This is a genomic window from Paraburkholderia sp., assembly GCF_034668105.1.
GTDB lineage: Bacteria > Pseudomonadota > Gammaproteobacteria > Burkholderiales > Burkholderiaceae > Paraburkholderia.
Map to the genome: position 1 here is coordinate 1 of NZ_JAXDPY010000703.1, position 15,737 is coordinate 15,737.

A 15,737-nucleotide genomic window follows, 5' to 3' on the forward strand; every position below is an offset into this window, starting at 1 on the left:
GGGCGTAGCCCGGAGCGACAATGCAAACAGCAAACCGCAAGGAGTCCGCCATGACTCAGGAACAGAAGGTCATCCGTGCCAAGCTCGGTATGCTGGAGCTAGCCCGACAGCTTGGCAATGTCAGTCAGGCCTGCCGCGTAATGGGCTATTCCCGCGACAGCTTCTACCGTTTCAAGGACCTGTACGAAACAGGCGGCGAAGCGGCGCTGCAGGAAATCTCGCACCACCGCCCAGTCATCAAGAATCGCGTGGATCCTGAGGTCGAGGCCGCCGTACTCGAACTGTCGCTGGAGCTGCCCGCCTACGGCCAGATACGCATCGCCAACGAAGTACTCAAACGGCACGCCCTGAGCGTCTCGCCACAGGGCGTGCGTGGCGTCTGGTTGCGCCATGACCTTCAGACCATGAACAAGCGTCTCAAGGCTCTGGAAGCCAAATCCGCTCAGGAAGGGATGGTGCTGACCGAGTCGCAACTGGCCGCGCTCGAGCGCGCCAAGCTGGAAAAGGAAACGCACGGTGAGTTCGAATCCGAATGTCCCGGCTACTGCGGCGCCCAGGACACCTTTTACGTTGGCACGCTTAAAGGCGTGGGTCGTGTCTATCAGCAGACCTTTGTCGATACCTACTCCAAGGTGGCCTTTGCCAAACTCTACGATCGCAAGACGCCGTTGCCGGCCGCCGATCTGCTCAACGATCGCGTCATACCGTTCTTCGACAGCTTTGACATCCCGCTCGCACGCGTGCTTACCGATCGGGGAACCGAGTACTGCGGCAACCCCGAGCATCATGAATATGAACTCTATCTGGCGGTGGAAAATATCGACCACACCCGCACCAAAGCGCGCTCTCCGCAAACCAACGGCATCGTTGAACGCCTTCACAAGACCATGCTCAACGAGTTCTACCGCGTCACTTTCCGCAAGAGGATTTACGACTCGATCCCGGCCCTGCAGGCTGATCTGGACGTATGGCTTGACCAGTACAACAACGAGCGCGAACATCAAGGACGATGGTGCTACGGAAAGACGCCCATGCGCACGTTTCTCGACTCCCTTGATCTTGCCAGGGAGAAACTGATCCCTCACTGATCGGCTTCGTTACTTCGTTTCCCGACTACCTGTCAGATCGAGTCCAGGCTAATACATCTTATCGGTCTATTTGCGTCGCCCCTGTGCGGGGCAGGCACCTACTTTTCTTTGCCGCCGCAAAGAAAAGTAGGCAAAAGAAAGCGGCTCAAACCGCTAATGCTAAGCGGGTCCCCCGCACAGTAAACGCCAGTGGTGCATCTGGAATCCGTGCCCTCGCACATTCACCCCTCGTGACAAAGCAGTCATCCGTTCCGGCGGCGCTCCGCGCGCCGAGCGGCATATCTCAAACCCTCGGCGCATCCCCCACACTCGGTGCACCCAACACGCCCAACACGCCCAACACGCCCAGCACACGCAACACACCCAACGCGCCCAGCACGCCCAGCACGCCCAGCACGCCCAACGCGCCTAGCGAGTCCGACACGAGCGGTGCGTTTGGCGCATGCGTCTCCAACCCCCAAGTATCTGCGGGCGAATCGGCGTGGCGGTTCGCTGAGGCGAAGCTGGCGATGCGTCTCAAACGAAGCCCATGGTTTTCAAAGCGGACCATTCCGGCGAGCGCGCTGCGCGAGACGGGAAGTAAGAGGGCCTCGTCAGTTGCGGAGCCGATGCCCCTCACGCGCCCCCAACGAAGCCCATGGTTTTCAAAGCGGACCATTCCGGCGAGCGCGTTGCGCGAGACGGGAAGTATGACTGCCTTGTCACTTTGGGTTGGGGATACGGGGGCACAGATTCCAGATGCACCACTGCCCCCTCCGAGCCTGGGGACCCACTTAAGAGTTAGCGGTTTGAGCTGCTTTCTTTTGCCTACTTTTCTTTGCAGCAGGCAAAGAAAAGTAGGTGCCCCCCCGCACAGGGGGAACACAAATAAACCGCTAAGAAAACAAGGAAAGGCCAACGCCGCTGGCGCACAGCCGGGACAGAGGGCGCAGGCGGCACAAGGAAAGGCCAACACGGCGGCCGCACAGCCAAAAAACCAGCCACAGGCAGAACAAGCAAAGGCCAACGAGGCGAGTGCACACCCAAAAAGTCGGCCACAGGCAAAACACCAGCACGGAGTGGCAATCATCAGCGCCCTCCTAGTAGTCGCGTTATCAGCGATCCTGGTATCGGGCATGCTCTGGCGCCAGCAAGTCCAGATCCGAAGGATCGAAAACCAGCGCCTCCTATCGCAAGCCCTCTGGGTCTCACGCGGCGCGCTGGACTGGACGCGCCTGATCCTCCGCTCGGAGGGCGACACCTCGGCCGGCATCACCTACCTGGGTGGCCTATGGGGTGTCCCCATCGCCAAAACCCGTCTGTCGGATTTCCTCGGGCAAATAGGCGAAGTCAGAGCCGAACAAGGCCAGGCCACCTACCTCTCAGGTTCAATCGAAGACGCCCAGGCGAAGTTCAACCTCCGCAACCTGGTCTCGAGCCCGGCACCGGGCGTCCTGCAACTGAACACGGAACAGATCGCCGCCTATCAGCGCCTGCTCGTGTCCCTCGGCGCGAACAGCCAACTGGCGAAAGCCACCGCCTTGGCAGTACGCTCGAGTCTCGGGCAATCGGCAACACGTTTCCAGACGGTCACGTCCACCCCCGGGGCAGCGGTGGCCCCGGTCACGCCCGGTGGCGGCGCCACCGGCGGCAACTTCACCGACAAACCCGGTATCGAAGACGGCGACGACAACGCCGAGGTCGCGCCGCTGCAAATGATCAGCGTCGATTCGCTGCTCGACATCCCCGGCTATACGCCGGAAATGGTCGCGCGCTTGCGGCCGTTCGTCAGCGTGCTGCCGACGGCGTCGGCGGTCAACATGAATACAGCCTCCGCCGAAGTAATCGCGGCGATCGTGCCAGGGATGAATCTGTCCTCGGCACAGGCCTTCGTCGCGCGCCGGCAGACGGTGTTTTTCCATAACGTCGGCGACGTGCAACTCGCGTTGACCGGCGCCGGCGTCCAGTCGATCTCGATCGACCCGAGTGTCATGGACGTCAACACGAGCTACTTCCTGGTCCACGGCCGTGTGCAGCACGAACGTGCGGAAGTGGATCGCACAACCCTCGTCTATCGCGACGCATTGACGCACACTACGCGTATCGTGCGAGTACAAGACCAACTATGAATAACGCCTTTCCCAGAGAGAGTGGCCTTTGAGCACGCTGATCGTTCTATTGCCGCCGCGTGATCCGGCGGTGCCATCGCAGGAATGGCAACTGCCTGAGCTGCCGTTCGTGCTGCTCGACAAGTCGGGCCGCACCCAGCGCGCGGGCCGCTCGGCGCTCGCGCTGCTGCCGCGCGCTTCGTCGACGGTGCTGATGGTCGCCGCCCGCGACCTGCTGATGATGCCCGCCAAGCTCCCGCCGTTGCGCGGCCCGCGATTGCGTCAGGCGTTGCCGAACATCGTCGAGGATCAACTGATCCAGGATCCGCAAACCTGCCACATCGCCGTCGATCCGCAACCGCTCGCGGGCGGGCGGCAGTTGCTCGCGGTCATCGACCGCGGCTGGTTCCGCTTTTTCTGCGAGGCGTTTGCCGCCGCCGGCCACCGCAGCGTGCGCGCGGTGCCGGTCACGCGCTGTCTGCCGCAAGCCGCCGCGCTCGACACCCCCGCTGAAGTCGCGGAAATGGTCAACGCAGGCGAGCCGGTGCTGGCGGGCTCGGGCAGCGTGGCGACGTCGCTGCCAGGCGTGGCGCCGGTGGTGGCGCCAGGTGTGGCGTCGGTGGTGCCGATGGTGGCCGCCGTGCTCGGCGCCGTCGTCCAGACCGCGCCCGCGTTGTTGCTCGAAGGCGCGATCGAAAGCGCGGTGGTGAGCGGTCCGCCACGTGTCGAACTGGCGATCGCGCGTGGCGTGCAAGGCGAAGGGCTGGCAGTGCCGGCCAACGCCGTCAACGCCACACTAAGCGCGCTCGCCGGGGCCGCGCCGATCTCGCTGTACATGTTGACTGAAGTGCCCGGCAACGAACCGAGCCTGTCCGCGACCAGCCCGGCGAAGCTCGCGGCCCACGTGCACGGAGCAAGCCCGTTGCCGTTCGAGCAACTCGCCCGGCGCGCGTTGGAATGCCGCTTCGATCTGTGTCAGTTCGAGTTCGCCTCGCAGCCATGGCGGCTCGACCGCTCGACGCTGCGGCGTCTGCGCCTGCCGGTCATGCTGGCGGTCGGCGCGCTCGTGATCGCGATCGTCGGCGCGAACGTGCAGTGGCTGATGCTTTCGCGCCAACGTGACGCGATCAGCTCGCAGATGACCGAACTGCTCCTCAACACCTTCCCCAAGACAACGGTCGTGCTCGACGCGCCCGACCAGATGTCGAGCCAGTTGCAGCAGTTGCGGGTGGCGGCGGGTGAGCTGTCGCCGGACGATTTTCTGTCGCTGGCCGACGGCTTGGCGCGTTCGTTGGCGCCGGTGCCGGTCAATGGCATCGCCGCGCTCGATTATCACGACCGGCGGCTCGACGTGACCTTCAAGCCCGAGGTGAAACTCGATGCCGATTTCGCCAAGCGCCTCGCGCGCAACGGCCTGAACGGCGCGATCGACAGCAACACCGGCAAGTGGACCATCAGGAACGGACAATGAAAGCTGAACTCGCCCAAAGCTGGGCTGGCTTCTGGGACCAGCGCACCGAGCGCGAAAAAACGCTGCTGGCATGGGGTGGCGGGGTGCTGGCGGTGGTGATCGCGTGGTCGGTGCTGTGGGCGCCGGCGCAGGATGGCCGCGCGCGTCTGCATGAATCGCTGCCTGCCTTGCAGCGTCAACTGGCGCAGATGACCGCGCAGTCGAATGAAGCGCGCCAGCTCTCCGCGGCGGCGCAAGGCGTCGCACCGACCGGCGCGGCGCTGAAGGACGCGCTCACCGCCTCGCTCAGCGATCACGGCCTTGCCGCGACCCAGGTGCAGGTCATCGGCAACGCGGTGCAGGTCCAGATGAAGAATGCGTCGTTCCCCGCGTGGACGACCTGGGTCGACGACGTGCGCAAGCAGTTCAAGGTGCAGGTTGCCGAGGCGCACGTGACCGCGCTCAAGGAAGACGGCCAGGTGGATCTGACGGCGTCGTTGCAGCCGTCTACCGCGAAATGACCGCGCCGTTACAGGATCTCGCATGACTTACTGGATGCGGCGCCTGCGCGTCGCGCTACCGTGGATGGCGGTCGCGGTGCTGGCGAGCGCGGTCGTGATGCTTACGTTGTTGCCGGCCGCCTGGATCACGCCACAGTTCGCCAGACAGACCCGTGGACACATCAATCTCGTCGATCCGGCCGGCTCGCTATGGCACGGTTCGGCCACGCTGATGCTCGCGGCCGGCTCCGACATGAGCGCGGCCACCTTGCTGCCGGGGCGCATCGAATGGCACACCGCGTTCTGGCCGCTCTTCACCGGCCGTGTGCGGATGGTCATGCGGCATAGCGAAGCAATGCCCGACCCGGTCACGGTCGATGCAAGCCTGCGCAGCGCGACCGTCACACCGGGGGCGATGGCGGTGCCGGCTTCGCTGCTGAGCGGCCTCGGCGCGCCGTTCAATACGCTCGATCTGCAAGGCGACGTGCGCCTCGCATGGTCCGATTGGCGCAGCTTCAATCAGGAAGCGTTCGGCCAGATGACCATCACGCTGAACGATGTCAGTTCACGCGTCTCGCTGGTCAAGCCGCTGGGTTCGTACCGGTTGCTGTTCCAGGCGCAGGGCGCGTCGTCCACGCTGGATCTGACGACCCTCAAGGGACCGTTGATGCTGACCGGCAATGGCAACGTGTCGTCGGTCTCGACTTCGTTTCATGGAACGGCCAGCGCTGCCCCGGAAGCACGCGACAACCTGGCGGGTTTGCTGAATCTGTTGGGGCGGCCAAGCGGGCCGGACACGGTCGCGCTGACGTTCGTGCACTGAGTCGGGTCGGCGTTGGGTGGCGTGGCGAGATGCAGGGCGCCCGCCGTTCGAGTCAGTCCAATCGCATCGGTTAAAAAAGAGGCAGGGCCGCGTGACGCGGCCCTGCCTCTTTTGCATTGCGGCCGGGAACGGCGCGGCTAGTTGCTCTGCGCCGATTGGGGCGTCGCGCCGCTTTGCGCGACGGGTGTTACTGCTGATGCCGATGCCGGCAGCGGCGCCGGCGCCGCGACATCGCCCGTTTCGCGGTTCATTTGCGCTGTGTCCCAGCCGCCGCCGAGCGCCTTCACGAGTCCTACCGAGGAAACCATCCGCTCCCCGGCGATGCTTTCCAGCTTCTGCTCGGCCAGGAACGCGGTGGTCTGCGCGGTCAGCACATTAACGAAGCCGACTGTGCCCGCCTTGTACTCGTTCGTGACGATGGCCAGCGCCTGACGCGCGGAATCCACAGCCTGCTGCTGCACGACGATTTCCTGCGCAAGGATGCGCTGCGAAGCGAGATTGTCCTCGACGTCCTGGAACGCAGCCAGAATCGTTTGGCGGTATGTCGCCACATTCTGATCGTAGACGGCGCGAGCGGCTTCGGTCTGTGCCTGACGCAAGCCGGCGTCGAAAATCGTGGCGGCAAGTTGCGGCCCCAGCGTCCAGAAGCGCGACGGCGCCGTCAGCAATTGCGAGAACACCGAATTTTCGAAGCCGCCGGTAGCCGATAGCGTCAACGACGGGAAGAACGCCGCGATCGCCACCCCGATCTGTTCGTTCGCCGCCGCGGCCTTGCGCTCGGCCGAAGCAATATCCGGACGCCGCTCGAGCAGCGCCGACGGCATCTGCGCGGGCACGGCGGGCGGCGTGGCGGTGAGCGGCATGGCGGGAATCGAGAAGGTCGAAGCCGGTTCGCCGACCAGTACGGCGATGGCGTGCTCGTCCTGCGCGCGCTGCACGCCGTTGTCGATTGCGGCGGCTTGGGCCGATTGCAACTGCGTTTGCGCCTGAATCACGTCGGAGCGGGCCGCGACGCCGGCTGCATACTGGTTCTGCGTGAGTTGCAGCGAGCGCTGATAGGCGGCGACGGTGTCGTCGAGCAGCTTCTGGGTGGAATCGAGCGCGCGCAGCGAAAAATAGGTTTGCGCGAGCGTGGCCTGAGCGGACAGCCGTGCATTCGCGAGATCGGCGGCCGCGCCTTGCTGACCGGCTTTCTGTGCGTTCACCGAGCGTGTCACCGAGCCCCACAGATCCGGCTCCCAGCTGGCGTCGAGTTGCACGTTGAAGCTGTTGTTGACGCCGCTGCGGCTCGACACTGAACTGGGGACGCCATTGGACGATGAACCGTTGCCGGAACGCGTGGCGCCTAACGACGCACCGACGGTTGGGAAATACGCCGCGCGCGCTTCGCCGACCAATGCACGTGCCTGACGATAGGCCGCGGCGAATTGAGCGATGGTCTGGTTCGACGCGTTCAGCTTGTCTTCGAGCGCGTTGAGTTGCGGGTCTTCGTAAATGGTCCACCAGTCGCCGCGGTCGTGCTGGTCGGCCGGTTCGGCAACTTTCCAGCCAGGCGCGGCTTCCTTGTAGGAAGCGGGGATTTCCGCAGCGGGCCGCTTGTAGTCAGGGCCGACTGCGCACCCGGCCAGCAGGGTGGCGAGCGCAGCGGCTACTGCGATAGTCAGGGCGCGAGGCGCAAACGTCCCCGCGCGCGAGATTCGGTCAAACTGCATGCAATGGATTCCTTCAGGACGCCGCAGTGCGGCCGATGGCGGCACTCCCGCCGGGCGAGATCATGGCTCTGCCGGAATGTTAGCGTATGGAACTGCCTGGGCGCGGGAAACTGAAAGGGTAATGCGGGGGAAGGCGGAGGTGTGTTACTTAGGGTGTCGGGATGGTTACATGCTATTACCGGCTTCGCTACTCCTCGCGATGTCAAAACACCGCGCAGGCAACGAAAGCCGGCTCGGCCAGAACAGGAACTAGACCCGCGAATCCGATGATGTAGTCTGCCGGGCCAGCTTTCCAGCCGCGGCCCGACACGGTGCGCCCATGCGCCCCTGGCAAGCGGCCGCGGAACTTGTCGCAGCGCTCGGCGCCGCGACGACACTGGTTGTCGCCATGGAAGATGCCGCCGATCCTTCGGGTGCGGCCTGAGTGCCCTTCCGTCCGCGCCGATGTTCAACCCACGCAAACACCGCGACGCCCACTGACCCACCCGGCAGCACGAACAGCACGGTGAGCAACGCCAGTTTCCACCAGCGATGCGGACCTTGAAAGCTGCTCAACGCGGAATCGGTCAGGGAGCGGCCCAAGCCGCCAAGGGTGTTTTTGAGGTACAGCATGGGAAAATCCTTTTTCGCACGGCGCCATTGCGGCGTGCAGACAATCGGTCAGAACATGGTCTCGGGTGGCGCGGGTCGCGCGTAACTCGTTGCCTGCAATAATATTGACTATGCAATTAAATTTCAAGATACTTTGCTTCGCGTGCAATGAAGGTGTTGTTTTTTGCTCTCTTCGCGACGACCACGCCGCTCTGCTCGACCTGCTCGGCCGTTTCATTGCGAACGGTATTGGCGCGGGCGCAAGCGCAGGTTGCGGGCTCCGAACGCCGCAGGAATGGCAGGAAGAATCATCCGGAGAACCGCCGTCAACGCACGGCGAGTAATAGCCAGGAGGCGCTTTTTGAAAGCGCCATTATTTGAAAATAGCTGTCTGGGCAGAGGATGATCCGGCATGTAACCGCGCCACTCAGAGGGTGCGATAAAGCTGCCGCGACAAGCTTTCCCGGCTGAGGTAAACACACATGGCTGCCACCGCTTCCGTCGACGCTCTACCCGCCGCCGAACCCGCGCCGCTCAGGGGCGGCACGCTGGCGTTGCTCACCGTCGGCCTCGCGCTCGGCACGTTCATGGAAGTGCTCGACACCTCGATCGCGAACGTCGCCGTGCCGACCATTTCCGGCAGCCTCGGCGTGGCGACCAGCCAGGGCACCTGGGTCATCTCGTCGTATTCCGTGGCCTCGGCGATCGCGGTGCCGCTGACCGGCTGGCTCGCGCGGCGCGTCGGCGAAGTACGGTTGTTCACGCTGTCCGTTCTGCTTTTCACGATTGCTTCGGCGCTGTGTGGCTTCGCGCACAACTTCGAGTCGCTGATCGCGTTCCGGCTGCTGCAAGGGCTCGTCTCCGGGCCGATGGTCCCGCTTTCACAGACGATTCTGATGCGCTCATACCCACCGGAAAAACGCGGGCTCGCGCTCGGCCTCTGGGCGATGACCGTGATTTGCGCGCCGATTTTCGGACCCGTGATGGGCGGCTATATCACCGACAACTACACGTGGCCGTGGATCTTCTACATCAACGTGCCCATCGGCTTGTTCTCGGCGGTGTGCGCGTTTCTGCTGTTGCGAGGCCGCGAGACCAAGGTCACCAGGCAGCGTATCGATGCGGTCGGCCTGGCGTTGCTCGTGATTGGCGTGTCGTGTCTGCAGATGGTGCTCGATCTCGGCAAGGATCGCGACTGGTTCAACTCGACCTTTATCGTGACGCTGGCGATCATCGCGGTGGTGTCGATTGCGTTCCTGCTGGTGTGGGAGATGACGGATAAGGAACCCGTTGTCGATCTCTCGCTGTTCAAGGATCGTAACTTCGCGCTCGGCGTGCTGATCATTTCGTTCGGGTTTATGGCCTTCTTCGGGTCGGTGGTGATTTTCCCGCTCTGGCTGCAGACGGTGATGGGCTACACCGCAGGGATCGCCGGTTTGGCGACGGCGCCGGTCGGGATTCTTGCGCTGTTTTTGTCGCCGATGATCGGCAAGAATATGCATCGGCTGAATCTGCGGGTGGTGGCGAGTTTTGCGTTTATCGTGTTTGCGTGTGTGTCATTCTGGAATTCGACTTTTACGCTTGATGTGCCTTTTAATCATGTGATCTGGCCGCGGTTGGTGCAGGGGATTGGGGTTGCTTGCTTCTTTGTGCCGATGACTACCATTACGCTGTCCAGCGTGTCGGATGAGCGGCTTGCTAGTGCTTCCGGGTTGTCGAATTTTTTTCGGACTTTGTCAGGAGCTATTGGGACTGCGGTCAGTACGACTTATTGGGAAAACGATACGATTTATCATCATGCGATGTTGGCTGATTCGGTTAATGTTTATGCGGCTAACACCAATGCTTATACCAATGCGTTGGGCGCTCTTGGGTTTGCCGGGGATGGTGTCACCGCTCAGTTGAATCAGGTCGTTACGGCGCAGGCTTATATGATGGCCACTAATGATTTTTTTCGTGTCTCGTGTGGTGCGTTTCTTGTTTTGGCTGTGCTTGTATGGGTTACTAAACCCCGTAAAGGGGTCGGGGCTTCTGTGGGGCATTAAGCGGGTTTTTTGCCTGTGCGGCGCTTTGTTGTTCTGTGCTCTTATGGCGTCGGCCTTTCCTTGTTTTCTTATTGGTTTATTAGCGTTGCCCCTGTGTGGGGCGGCGCATTTTGTACGGCGGGTCTCGCAGTGCCGCGCTCGCGTTTCATGCATTCCTTATCCGCGGTTTCCCCTCACTGCGTTATCGCTTCTCCACTCGTTCCCGGAATCGACTGTCCGGATGCGTCCGGATGCATCGCCGTTGGTGCCGGTTGTGTCGGGTTTGCGCCGCTCTGCGCTGCGCCCGTGCCTCGTACGTATTGCTTGAAGTCGGCACCCGCTTCCCATGGGTTCGGATTGCACCCCTGCGAGCCGTCGCAATGTGCGGCAAAACCGATCGTTGCCGTGCCATCCGGGTTCGCTGTCCGCGTAATCTGGTACGCCAGCGCACGCTTGCCGCCATCCGGGCCCGCCGTCTGGATCAACGTGTCCGTCGCAGATTCAACCTTGTACTTCGAATGGCTCGTTACCCACGTCTGCGCACGCTGCCACCAGACATCACACTCGGCTTTGTTCGAACACGTCAACGGCGTCGTCGCGATCTGCATGACGTCAGGGTCAACCTGCCCCTGGGTCGAACACCCCGCCGCCACCGCCGCTACGCACAGTATGGCCAACAGATCTTTTTTCATCGCGTTGAAGCCTCCCTCTCTCGGCGTGTCATTTTTGTTGGACCACATCCCCGGCGCGGTGTTTCATATGCATCCACGAATCGCCAAACAACAGGAAATTTTGCCGGCGTAGTCGGCCATCGGGCTCCCTTTGCGTAGACGTTACCTATGCAAAAAATGGTCTCGAGGCCGCTTCACGCTCGACATCGTAAACTGGTTCCGCTGGCCCCGATTCGCTCTCCGCACGCGATTTGCCCCGCCTGAAAAAACAAACCCCACGCTCCGGAAAACGTGGGGTTGGTCAGTAGTTTGTGCTTTTCACCCTTCAGCGCCAACTGAATGGCATTGCCCTGCGGTCTGCCGCGCCGTTAGACGCTAAACCGGTTCAGCGTGTACGCCCGATATGCCGCGACGAATGCGTCGAACGAACCCACCTCTTCTCGTTCAAGTTTGGCCTGCTCTGCCAGCGACTGCGCGGCGAGGTCGGTGAATTCCTTCGTCTGCGCAGCATCCAGCGGACGCGAACGGAAATAGGCGGCATGCACTTCGCTTTGTTCAAGGGCGAATGCGAGGAAGCTCTGCTGCTTGTCGCGCATCGTCTGCAATACGCGTGCAGATGGCGTCAGGGATGCGTCCGCCAGTTTCGTGCGCTGAACCGCCACGGCACGTGCGTGCGCGTCGCCGCCGTGCAACGCGTCGAGCGCTGCCGCGGCTGCGTCGATCTTGACGAGCAATTCGTTCGCCCAATCCGTCATCGCAATCGGACTGCCGTCGCGCGTGAGTTCGAGGCCCGGCTTGCGGCCTTCCATCGTCACCCGGCCGAAGTTCTGATTCGCCTCCGCGTATGCGTCCGGCGGCAGCGGCGCGCTTTCGTCGAGCGCGCAGACCAGCAGGTAAGCGTCGAGAAAACGCGATGTCTCCAGCGATATGCCGGTCGGCTCGAATGGATCGATGTCCATGCAACGCACTTCGACATACTGCACGCCGCGCGCTGCCAACGCATGCAGCGGCCGCTCGCCCGGATGCGTGATGCGCTTCGGACGGATCGTCGAGTAAAACTCGTTTTCGATCTGCAGCACGTTCGTGTTGATCTGCACCCACTCGCCGTCGCGCTGCGTGCCGATCGCCTCGTACGCGGGATACGGCTGGCTCACGGCCTTCGCGAGCGCGTCGAGGTAACCCGGCAGCGTGTCGTAGTCGGCATGCAGTGCAGCTTGCGCAGCGGTGTTCGAGTAGCCGAGATCGCTCATGCGCAAGCTGGTTGCGTACGGGCGATACAGCGTGTCGGCGTCCAGCGTTTCGAGCGTGTGTTCGCGGTCACGGAGGAATCGGCGATCCAGCGCCGGCGACGCGCCGAACAGGTACATCAGCAGCCAGTTGGTGCGGCGGAAATTGCGGATCAGCGCGAGGTAACGGTCGGACTGGAAGTCGACGGCGTTCGCCGTGGATTGCTGGTCGGCATGCAACACCCGCCACACTTCTTCGTTCAGCGAATAGTTGTAGTGGATGCCCGCAATGCACTGCATCGTGCGGCCGTAGCGGAGCGCCAGACCAATGCGGTACACGTACTTCAGTTTGCCGATATTCGACGTGCCGTAGTGCGCGATCGGAATGCCGTCGTCGGTTTCGGGCAGCAGGCCCGGCATCGAGTTGTTCCACAAGATCTCGTCGTCAAGCTCTGCATAGACGAATCGATGCAGCGTATCGAGCTTTTCGAGCGTGACCGAGACGTCGTGCTCGGCCGGCGTGATCAGTTCGATCAGTGCTTCGGAATAGTCGGTGGTGAGCGACGGATGCGTAAGCGCCGAACCCAGCGCGCGCGGATGCGGCGTCATGGCCAGCTGGCCGTCGTGCGTCACGCGCAGGCTTTCCTTTTCGATGCCGCGCAGGCCGCGTATCAGCGCGTTGCGCTGCGGGCCTGAGGTCAACACGGACAGGCGGTGCGAGAACGCGTCGGTCGTGCGGGAAGATGTCGTGTTTGGCATTGATGCGAGTCGGGCGTTGTCGGCCGCCATGTGCCGCTTCGCTGCCCATGCAGCACTGCGCGGTTGACAACGTTCGGCGGAATTTTCAGGTAGCGGGCACTTTAACATCTCGCCACAACGGCTGCTTGAGGCCGCTTCGGCGGCCCCTCCGACGCTTCAAATCCGCCTATTTTTCAAGACGATACGGGCTCTGCTTAGCGCCGCGTTACTCTGCGCGCCGTGCGCCCGATGCGCGATCCGCGTTTGTCCCCGAACGGTGTACGGCCTCAACTGTGACGTGGCGGCGCTGGCCCAGTCCGCCGACGTGTGCGGGCTTGTTGTGAGCCATATGACCGCCATCACCATCATCATCATCACCGTTACCGTTACCGTTACCGCCACCGCCACCGCCACAACGACCACCGCCGATTCTGCGCAGGCCTCCGCTCGCTAATCTCGCTTCCCGACTGCCTACGACCTCAGCCGCCGCGCGCCGCACCCACCCGATCCGCCACCTCGTTCCACAAATGCATGGCCGCATACGCGCGCCACGGCCGCCAGGCGTCGGTACGGGCGCGTTGCTGCGTGGGCCGCACGAGCGACGGGTCACGTGCGCAGATCGACTGCATCAGCACGAGGTCCCATGCTGGCCAGGCGTCGGCGTCACGCCAGGCACGCATCGCGACATACTCGACCGTCCATGGACCAATCCCCGGCAGCGCGAGCAAGGCCGCGCGCAAACCGTCGGCGTCGGCGATGCCGCTGTCGAGCGGCACGTCGCCTGAAGCGACCGCCTGGGCGAAGCCTTGCAACGCCGCGACACGTTTACCCGGCATGCCGATCTTTTCCAGATCCACAGCCGCGAGCGCGGCGGGCGTCGGAAAGCGCCATGCGGTGTTGTCATGCGGATGACCCTCGATACGTTCGCCGGCACGCTGCACCAATCGCCCGATGATAGTGGTCGCCGCCTTCACGCTAACCTGCTGCCCGACAATCGCCCGCACCACCAGCTCGAAGCCCGACCACGCGCCCGGCACTCGCAAGCCGGGCACGGCTTCGATCAACGGCGCGAGCCATGGATCGGCGGCGAGTTCGCCGCCGATCTTCTTCGGATCTGCATGCAGGTCGAACATCCTCGCGATCGGCGCGGCAAGCGCATCGGCGTGACGGCTCGCGGGACCGTCGATGTTCGCGACGATGCAGCGCTTGCGCGGATGCAGGCGCACGGTCAGCGTGCCGCTGTCGCCGGCCCAGTCGATCGCGCGGCGGTAGGCGCCGTCTTCGACGGCCTCGACGCCGGGCGTCGCGCGTCCGCCGAAAAAGCGCAGCAGGCGCGGCCAGTCGAAGGGTGGTTTGAACGGCAATTCCAGTGTTGCGACGTCGTCAGGCGTGCTCACGCGGCGTGATCCAGCTTGGTGGTGGTTGCAGTAGACGCGGCGCGCTTGTGGCGGTCACGTTCATCGGGCGATACGTCGTCTGCATGCTGGGCCTCGTTATCGAGCAGTGCGGCCTTGCGCGGCAAGCCCCACCGATATCCCGCCAGCGCCCCGCCCTTCTGTACGACGCGATGACAGGGAATCGCCAGCGCGACCGGATTCGTCGCGCACGCGCTCGCCACCGCGCGCACGGCGCGGGGCGCGCCGACCGCTTCGGCGATCTGGGAATAGCTGCGCGTCTCACCGTAGGGAATCCGCCGCAGCGCGTCCCAAACACGCTGGCGGAACGCGGTTGCGGCGATATCCAAGGGCAGATCGAAATTCTGACGACTCCCGCGCAGATAGGCGTCGATCTGCGCGATGAACGGCGCGAGGCGCGCGGCGTCTTCGACCAGATCGGCATTGGCGAACTCGCCGCGCAGTTCGTCGAGGAGTATCGCGGCATCGTCGCCGAAACCGATTTTGCAGATGCCCTTGTCGGTCGCGGCTACCAGCACGAAACCCAGCGAAGTCGACGCGCTGGCGTAGCGCACGGTGAGCCCCGCGCCCTTGCGGCGAAACGCGGATGGCGCCATGCCCAATTCCGCCGAGGCGCTGTCGTACATCCGCGATGGGGAGCCGAAGCCGGCGTCGAGCGTGGCGCGCGTCACGTCCGAGCCACTCTGCAACGCATCGCGCAACGCGGCGCCGCGCTGCGCGGCCTGATACTGACGCGGCGACACGCCCACCACGCGCTTGAACAGACGCTGCAAGTGGAACGGGCTGACGTGCACCGCATCGCTCAATTGCGCGAGCGTGAGGCGTTGCTGCGGATCGGCGTCCAGCGCGACGCAAGCGCGATTGACGATCTCCAGTTCGCGCGGCAGGCCGCCGGGCTGGCAGCGCTTGCAATCGCGATAGCCCGCGGCACGCGCGGCGTTGGCGTCGGTGAAGAACGCGACGTTTTCGCGACGTGGCTGGCGCGACGCGCACGACGGCCGGCAGAACACCCCGGTCGTCTTGACGGCGTAGAAGAACGCGCCGTCGGCCTGCGGCTCGCGGCGGGCGACGGCTTCCCAGCGGTCGGCGTCGGTGCTCCAGCGGTTGGCGCCGACGGCGATTTTGCTGCCGGTAGCGCCGGCTTCAGTACGGTTAGGGCGGTTCATGATGTTCCCGGAAAGGCGGTGTCGATGCTCACCAATGTAGGCCGCATGCCGACACACTACGCCCCGGTTCTTGCTCTGTCATTGCGCTTCCCCGTAAGCCGGAAGCCGCGCCAGGCGCTCGTTTCAGCTCAAGGTGCGACATTTTGGCCCGATATCGGGTTTTCCCTTAAAAAGTTATTGCGTCGCACCAAGCCGATGTGTATATTAGTACTTGTCTCCTCCATGTCTCCTCCTGATATGGATTCA

At 63.4% G+C, this 15,737-nt stretch carries 15 protein-coding genes; 8 read left to right on the top strand and 7 right to left on the bottom strand.

Translation table 11 applies throughout. The features are described 5' to 3' along the window. The first annotated feature begins 50 nt into the window (after positions 1 to 50). Positions 51 to 1,088: an IS481 family transposase gene (locus QOC89_RS30880; RefSeq protein ID WP_323048510.1), complete on the top strand. Its 1,038-nt coding sequence runs from the start codon at positions 51 to 53 to the stop codon at positions 1,086 to 1,088. A gap of 283 nt (positions 1,089 to 1,371) precedes the next feature. Here the strand turns inward: QOC89_RS30880 and QOC89_RS30885 are convergent, their stop codons facing one another. Next, on the bottom strand, positions 1,372 to 1,512 hold the full coding sequence (locus QOC89_RS30885; RefSeq protein WP_323048511.1) for a hypothetical protein: 141 nt from the start codon (positions 1,510 to 1,512) through the stop codon (positions 1,372 to 1,374). A gap of 634 nt (positions 1,513 to 2,146) precedes the next feature. On the opposite strand from QOC89_RS30885, the gene gspK reads away from it, so the two are divergent. The 4 genes from gspK to QOC89_RS30905 are packed head-to-tail and all read left to right on the top strand — an operon-like array spanning position 2,147 to position 5,948. Further along, entirely contained in the window at positions 2,147 to 3,196 is a 1,050-nt protein-coding gene (gene gspK / locus QOC89_RS30890; protein WP_323048512.1) for a type II secretion system minor pseudopilin GspK, read from the top strand. Between the two features lie 28 nt (positions 3,197 to 3,224). Beyond that, complete coding sequence (gene gspL / locus QOC89_RS30895; RefSeq protein WP_323048513.1) at positions 3,225 to 4,646, top strand: type II secretion system protein GspL; 1,422 nt, start codon at positions 3,225 to 3,227, stop codon at positions 4,644 to 4,646. Continuing rightward, on the top strand, positions 4,643 to 5,146 hold the full coding sequence (locus tag QOC89_RS30900; RefSeq protein ID WP_323048514.1) for a type II secretion system protein M: 504 nt from the start codon (positions 4,643 to 4,645) through the stop codon (positions 5,144 to 5,146). The genes gspL and QOC89_RS30900 overlap by 4 nt, the downstream gene beginning before the upstream one ends. A gap of 22 nt (positions 5,147 to 5,168) precedes the next feature. Next, entirely contained in the window at positions 5,169 to 5,948 is a 780-nt protein-coding gene (locus QOC89_RS30905; protein ID WP_323048515.1) for a type II secretion system protein N, read from the top strand. Between the two features lie 137 nt (positions 5,949 to 6,085). On the opposite strand, the gene QOC89_RS30910 is transcribed toward QOC89_RS30905, so the two are convergent. Further along, entirely contained in the window at positions 6,086 to 7,660 is a 1,575-nt protein-coding gene (locus QOC89_RS30910; protein WP_323048516.1) for an efflux transporter outer membrane subunit, read from the bottom strand. Between the two features lie 249 nt (positions 7,661 to 7,909). Then, positions 7,910 to 8,272: a hypothetical protein gene (locus QOC89_RS30915; RefSeq protein ID WP_323048517.1), complete on the bottom strand. Its 363-nt coding sequence runs from the start codon at positions 8,270 to 8,272 to the stop codon at positions 7,910 to 7,912. A gap of 147 nt (positions 8,273 to 8,419) precedes the next feature. Between QOC89_RS30915 and QOC89_RS30920 the strand changes: the two genes are divergently transcribed. Continuing rightward, the gene (locus tag QOC89_RS30920; protein WP_323048518.1) at positions 8,420 to 8,632 is read left to right on the top strand and encodes a hypothetical protein; all 213 of its coding nucleotides are present in this window, start codon (positions 8,420 to 8,422) and stop codon (positions 8,630 to 8,632) included. Positions 8,633 to 8,733: 101 nt separating this feature from the next. Next, entirely contained in the window at positions 8,734 to 10,296 is a 1,563-nt protein-coding gene (locus QOC89_RS30925; RefSeq protein WP_323048519.1) for a DHA2 family efflux MFS transporter permease subunit, read from the top strand. Positions 10,297 to 10,469: 173 nt separating this feature from the next. Here QOC89_RS30925 and QOC89_RS30930 read toward each other — a convergent pair whose 3' ends face one another. The 4 genes from QOC89_RS30930 to ada all read right to left on the bottom strand — a co-directional run bounded on the left by QOC89_RS30930 (position 10,470) and on the right by ada (position 15,491). Next, a complete protein-coding gene (locus QOC89_RS30930) occupies positions 10,470 to 10,967 on the bottom strand; it encodes a hypothetical protein (RefSeq protein WP_323048520.1) in 498 nt (165 codons plus the stop codon). A 347-nt stretch (positions 10,968 to 11,314) separates the two neighbouring features. Further along, complete coding sequence (gene gshA, locus QOC89_RS30935; protein WP_323048521.1) at positions 11,315 to 12,931, bottom strand: glutamate--cysteine ligase; 1,617 nt, start codon at positions 12,929 to 12,931, stop codon at positions 11,315 to 11,317. Positions 12,932 to 13,389: 458 nt separating this feature from the next. Further along, positions 13,390 to 14,307: a DNA-3-methyladenine glycosylase gene (locus QOC89_RS30940; protein WP_323048522.1), complete on the bottom strand. Its 918-nt coding sequence runs from the start codon at positions 14,305 to 14,307 to the stop codon at positions 13,390 to 13,392. After that, a complete protein-coding gene (ada, locus tag QOC89_RS30945; RefSeq protein ID WP_323048523.1) occupies positions 14,304 to 15,491 on the bottom strand; it encodes a bifunctional DNA-binding transcriptional regulator/O6-methylguanine-DNA methyltransferase Ada in 1,188 nt (395 codons plus the stop codon). Before ada ends, QOC89_RS30940 begins: the two co-directional genes overlap by 4 nt. Before the next feature lie 24 nt (positions 15,492 to 15,515). On the opposite strand from ada, the gene QOC89_RS30950 reads away from it, so the two are divergent. Continuing rightward, positions 15,516 to 15,737: hypothetical protein (locus QOC89_RS30950; protein WP_323048524.1), on the top strand; the 222-nt coding region annotated here is incomplete at its 3' end.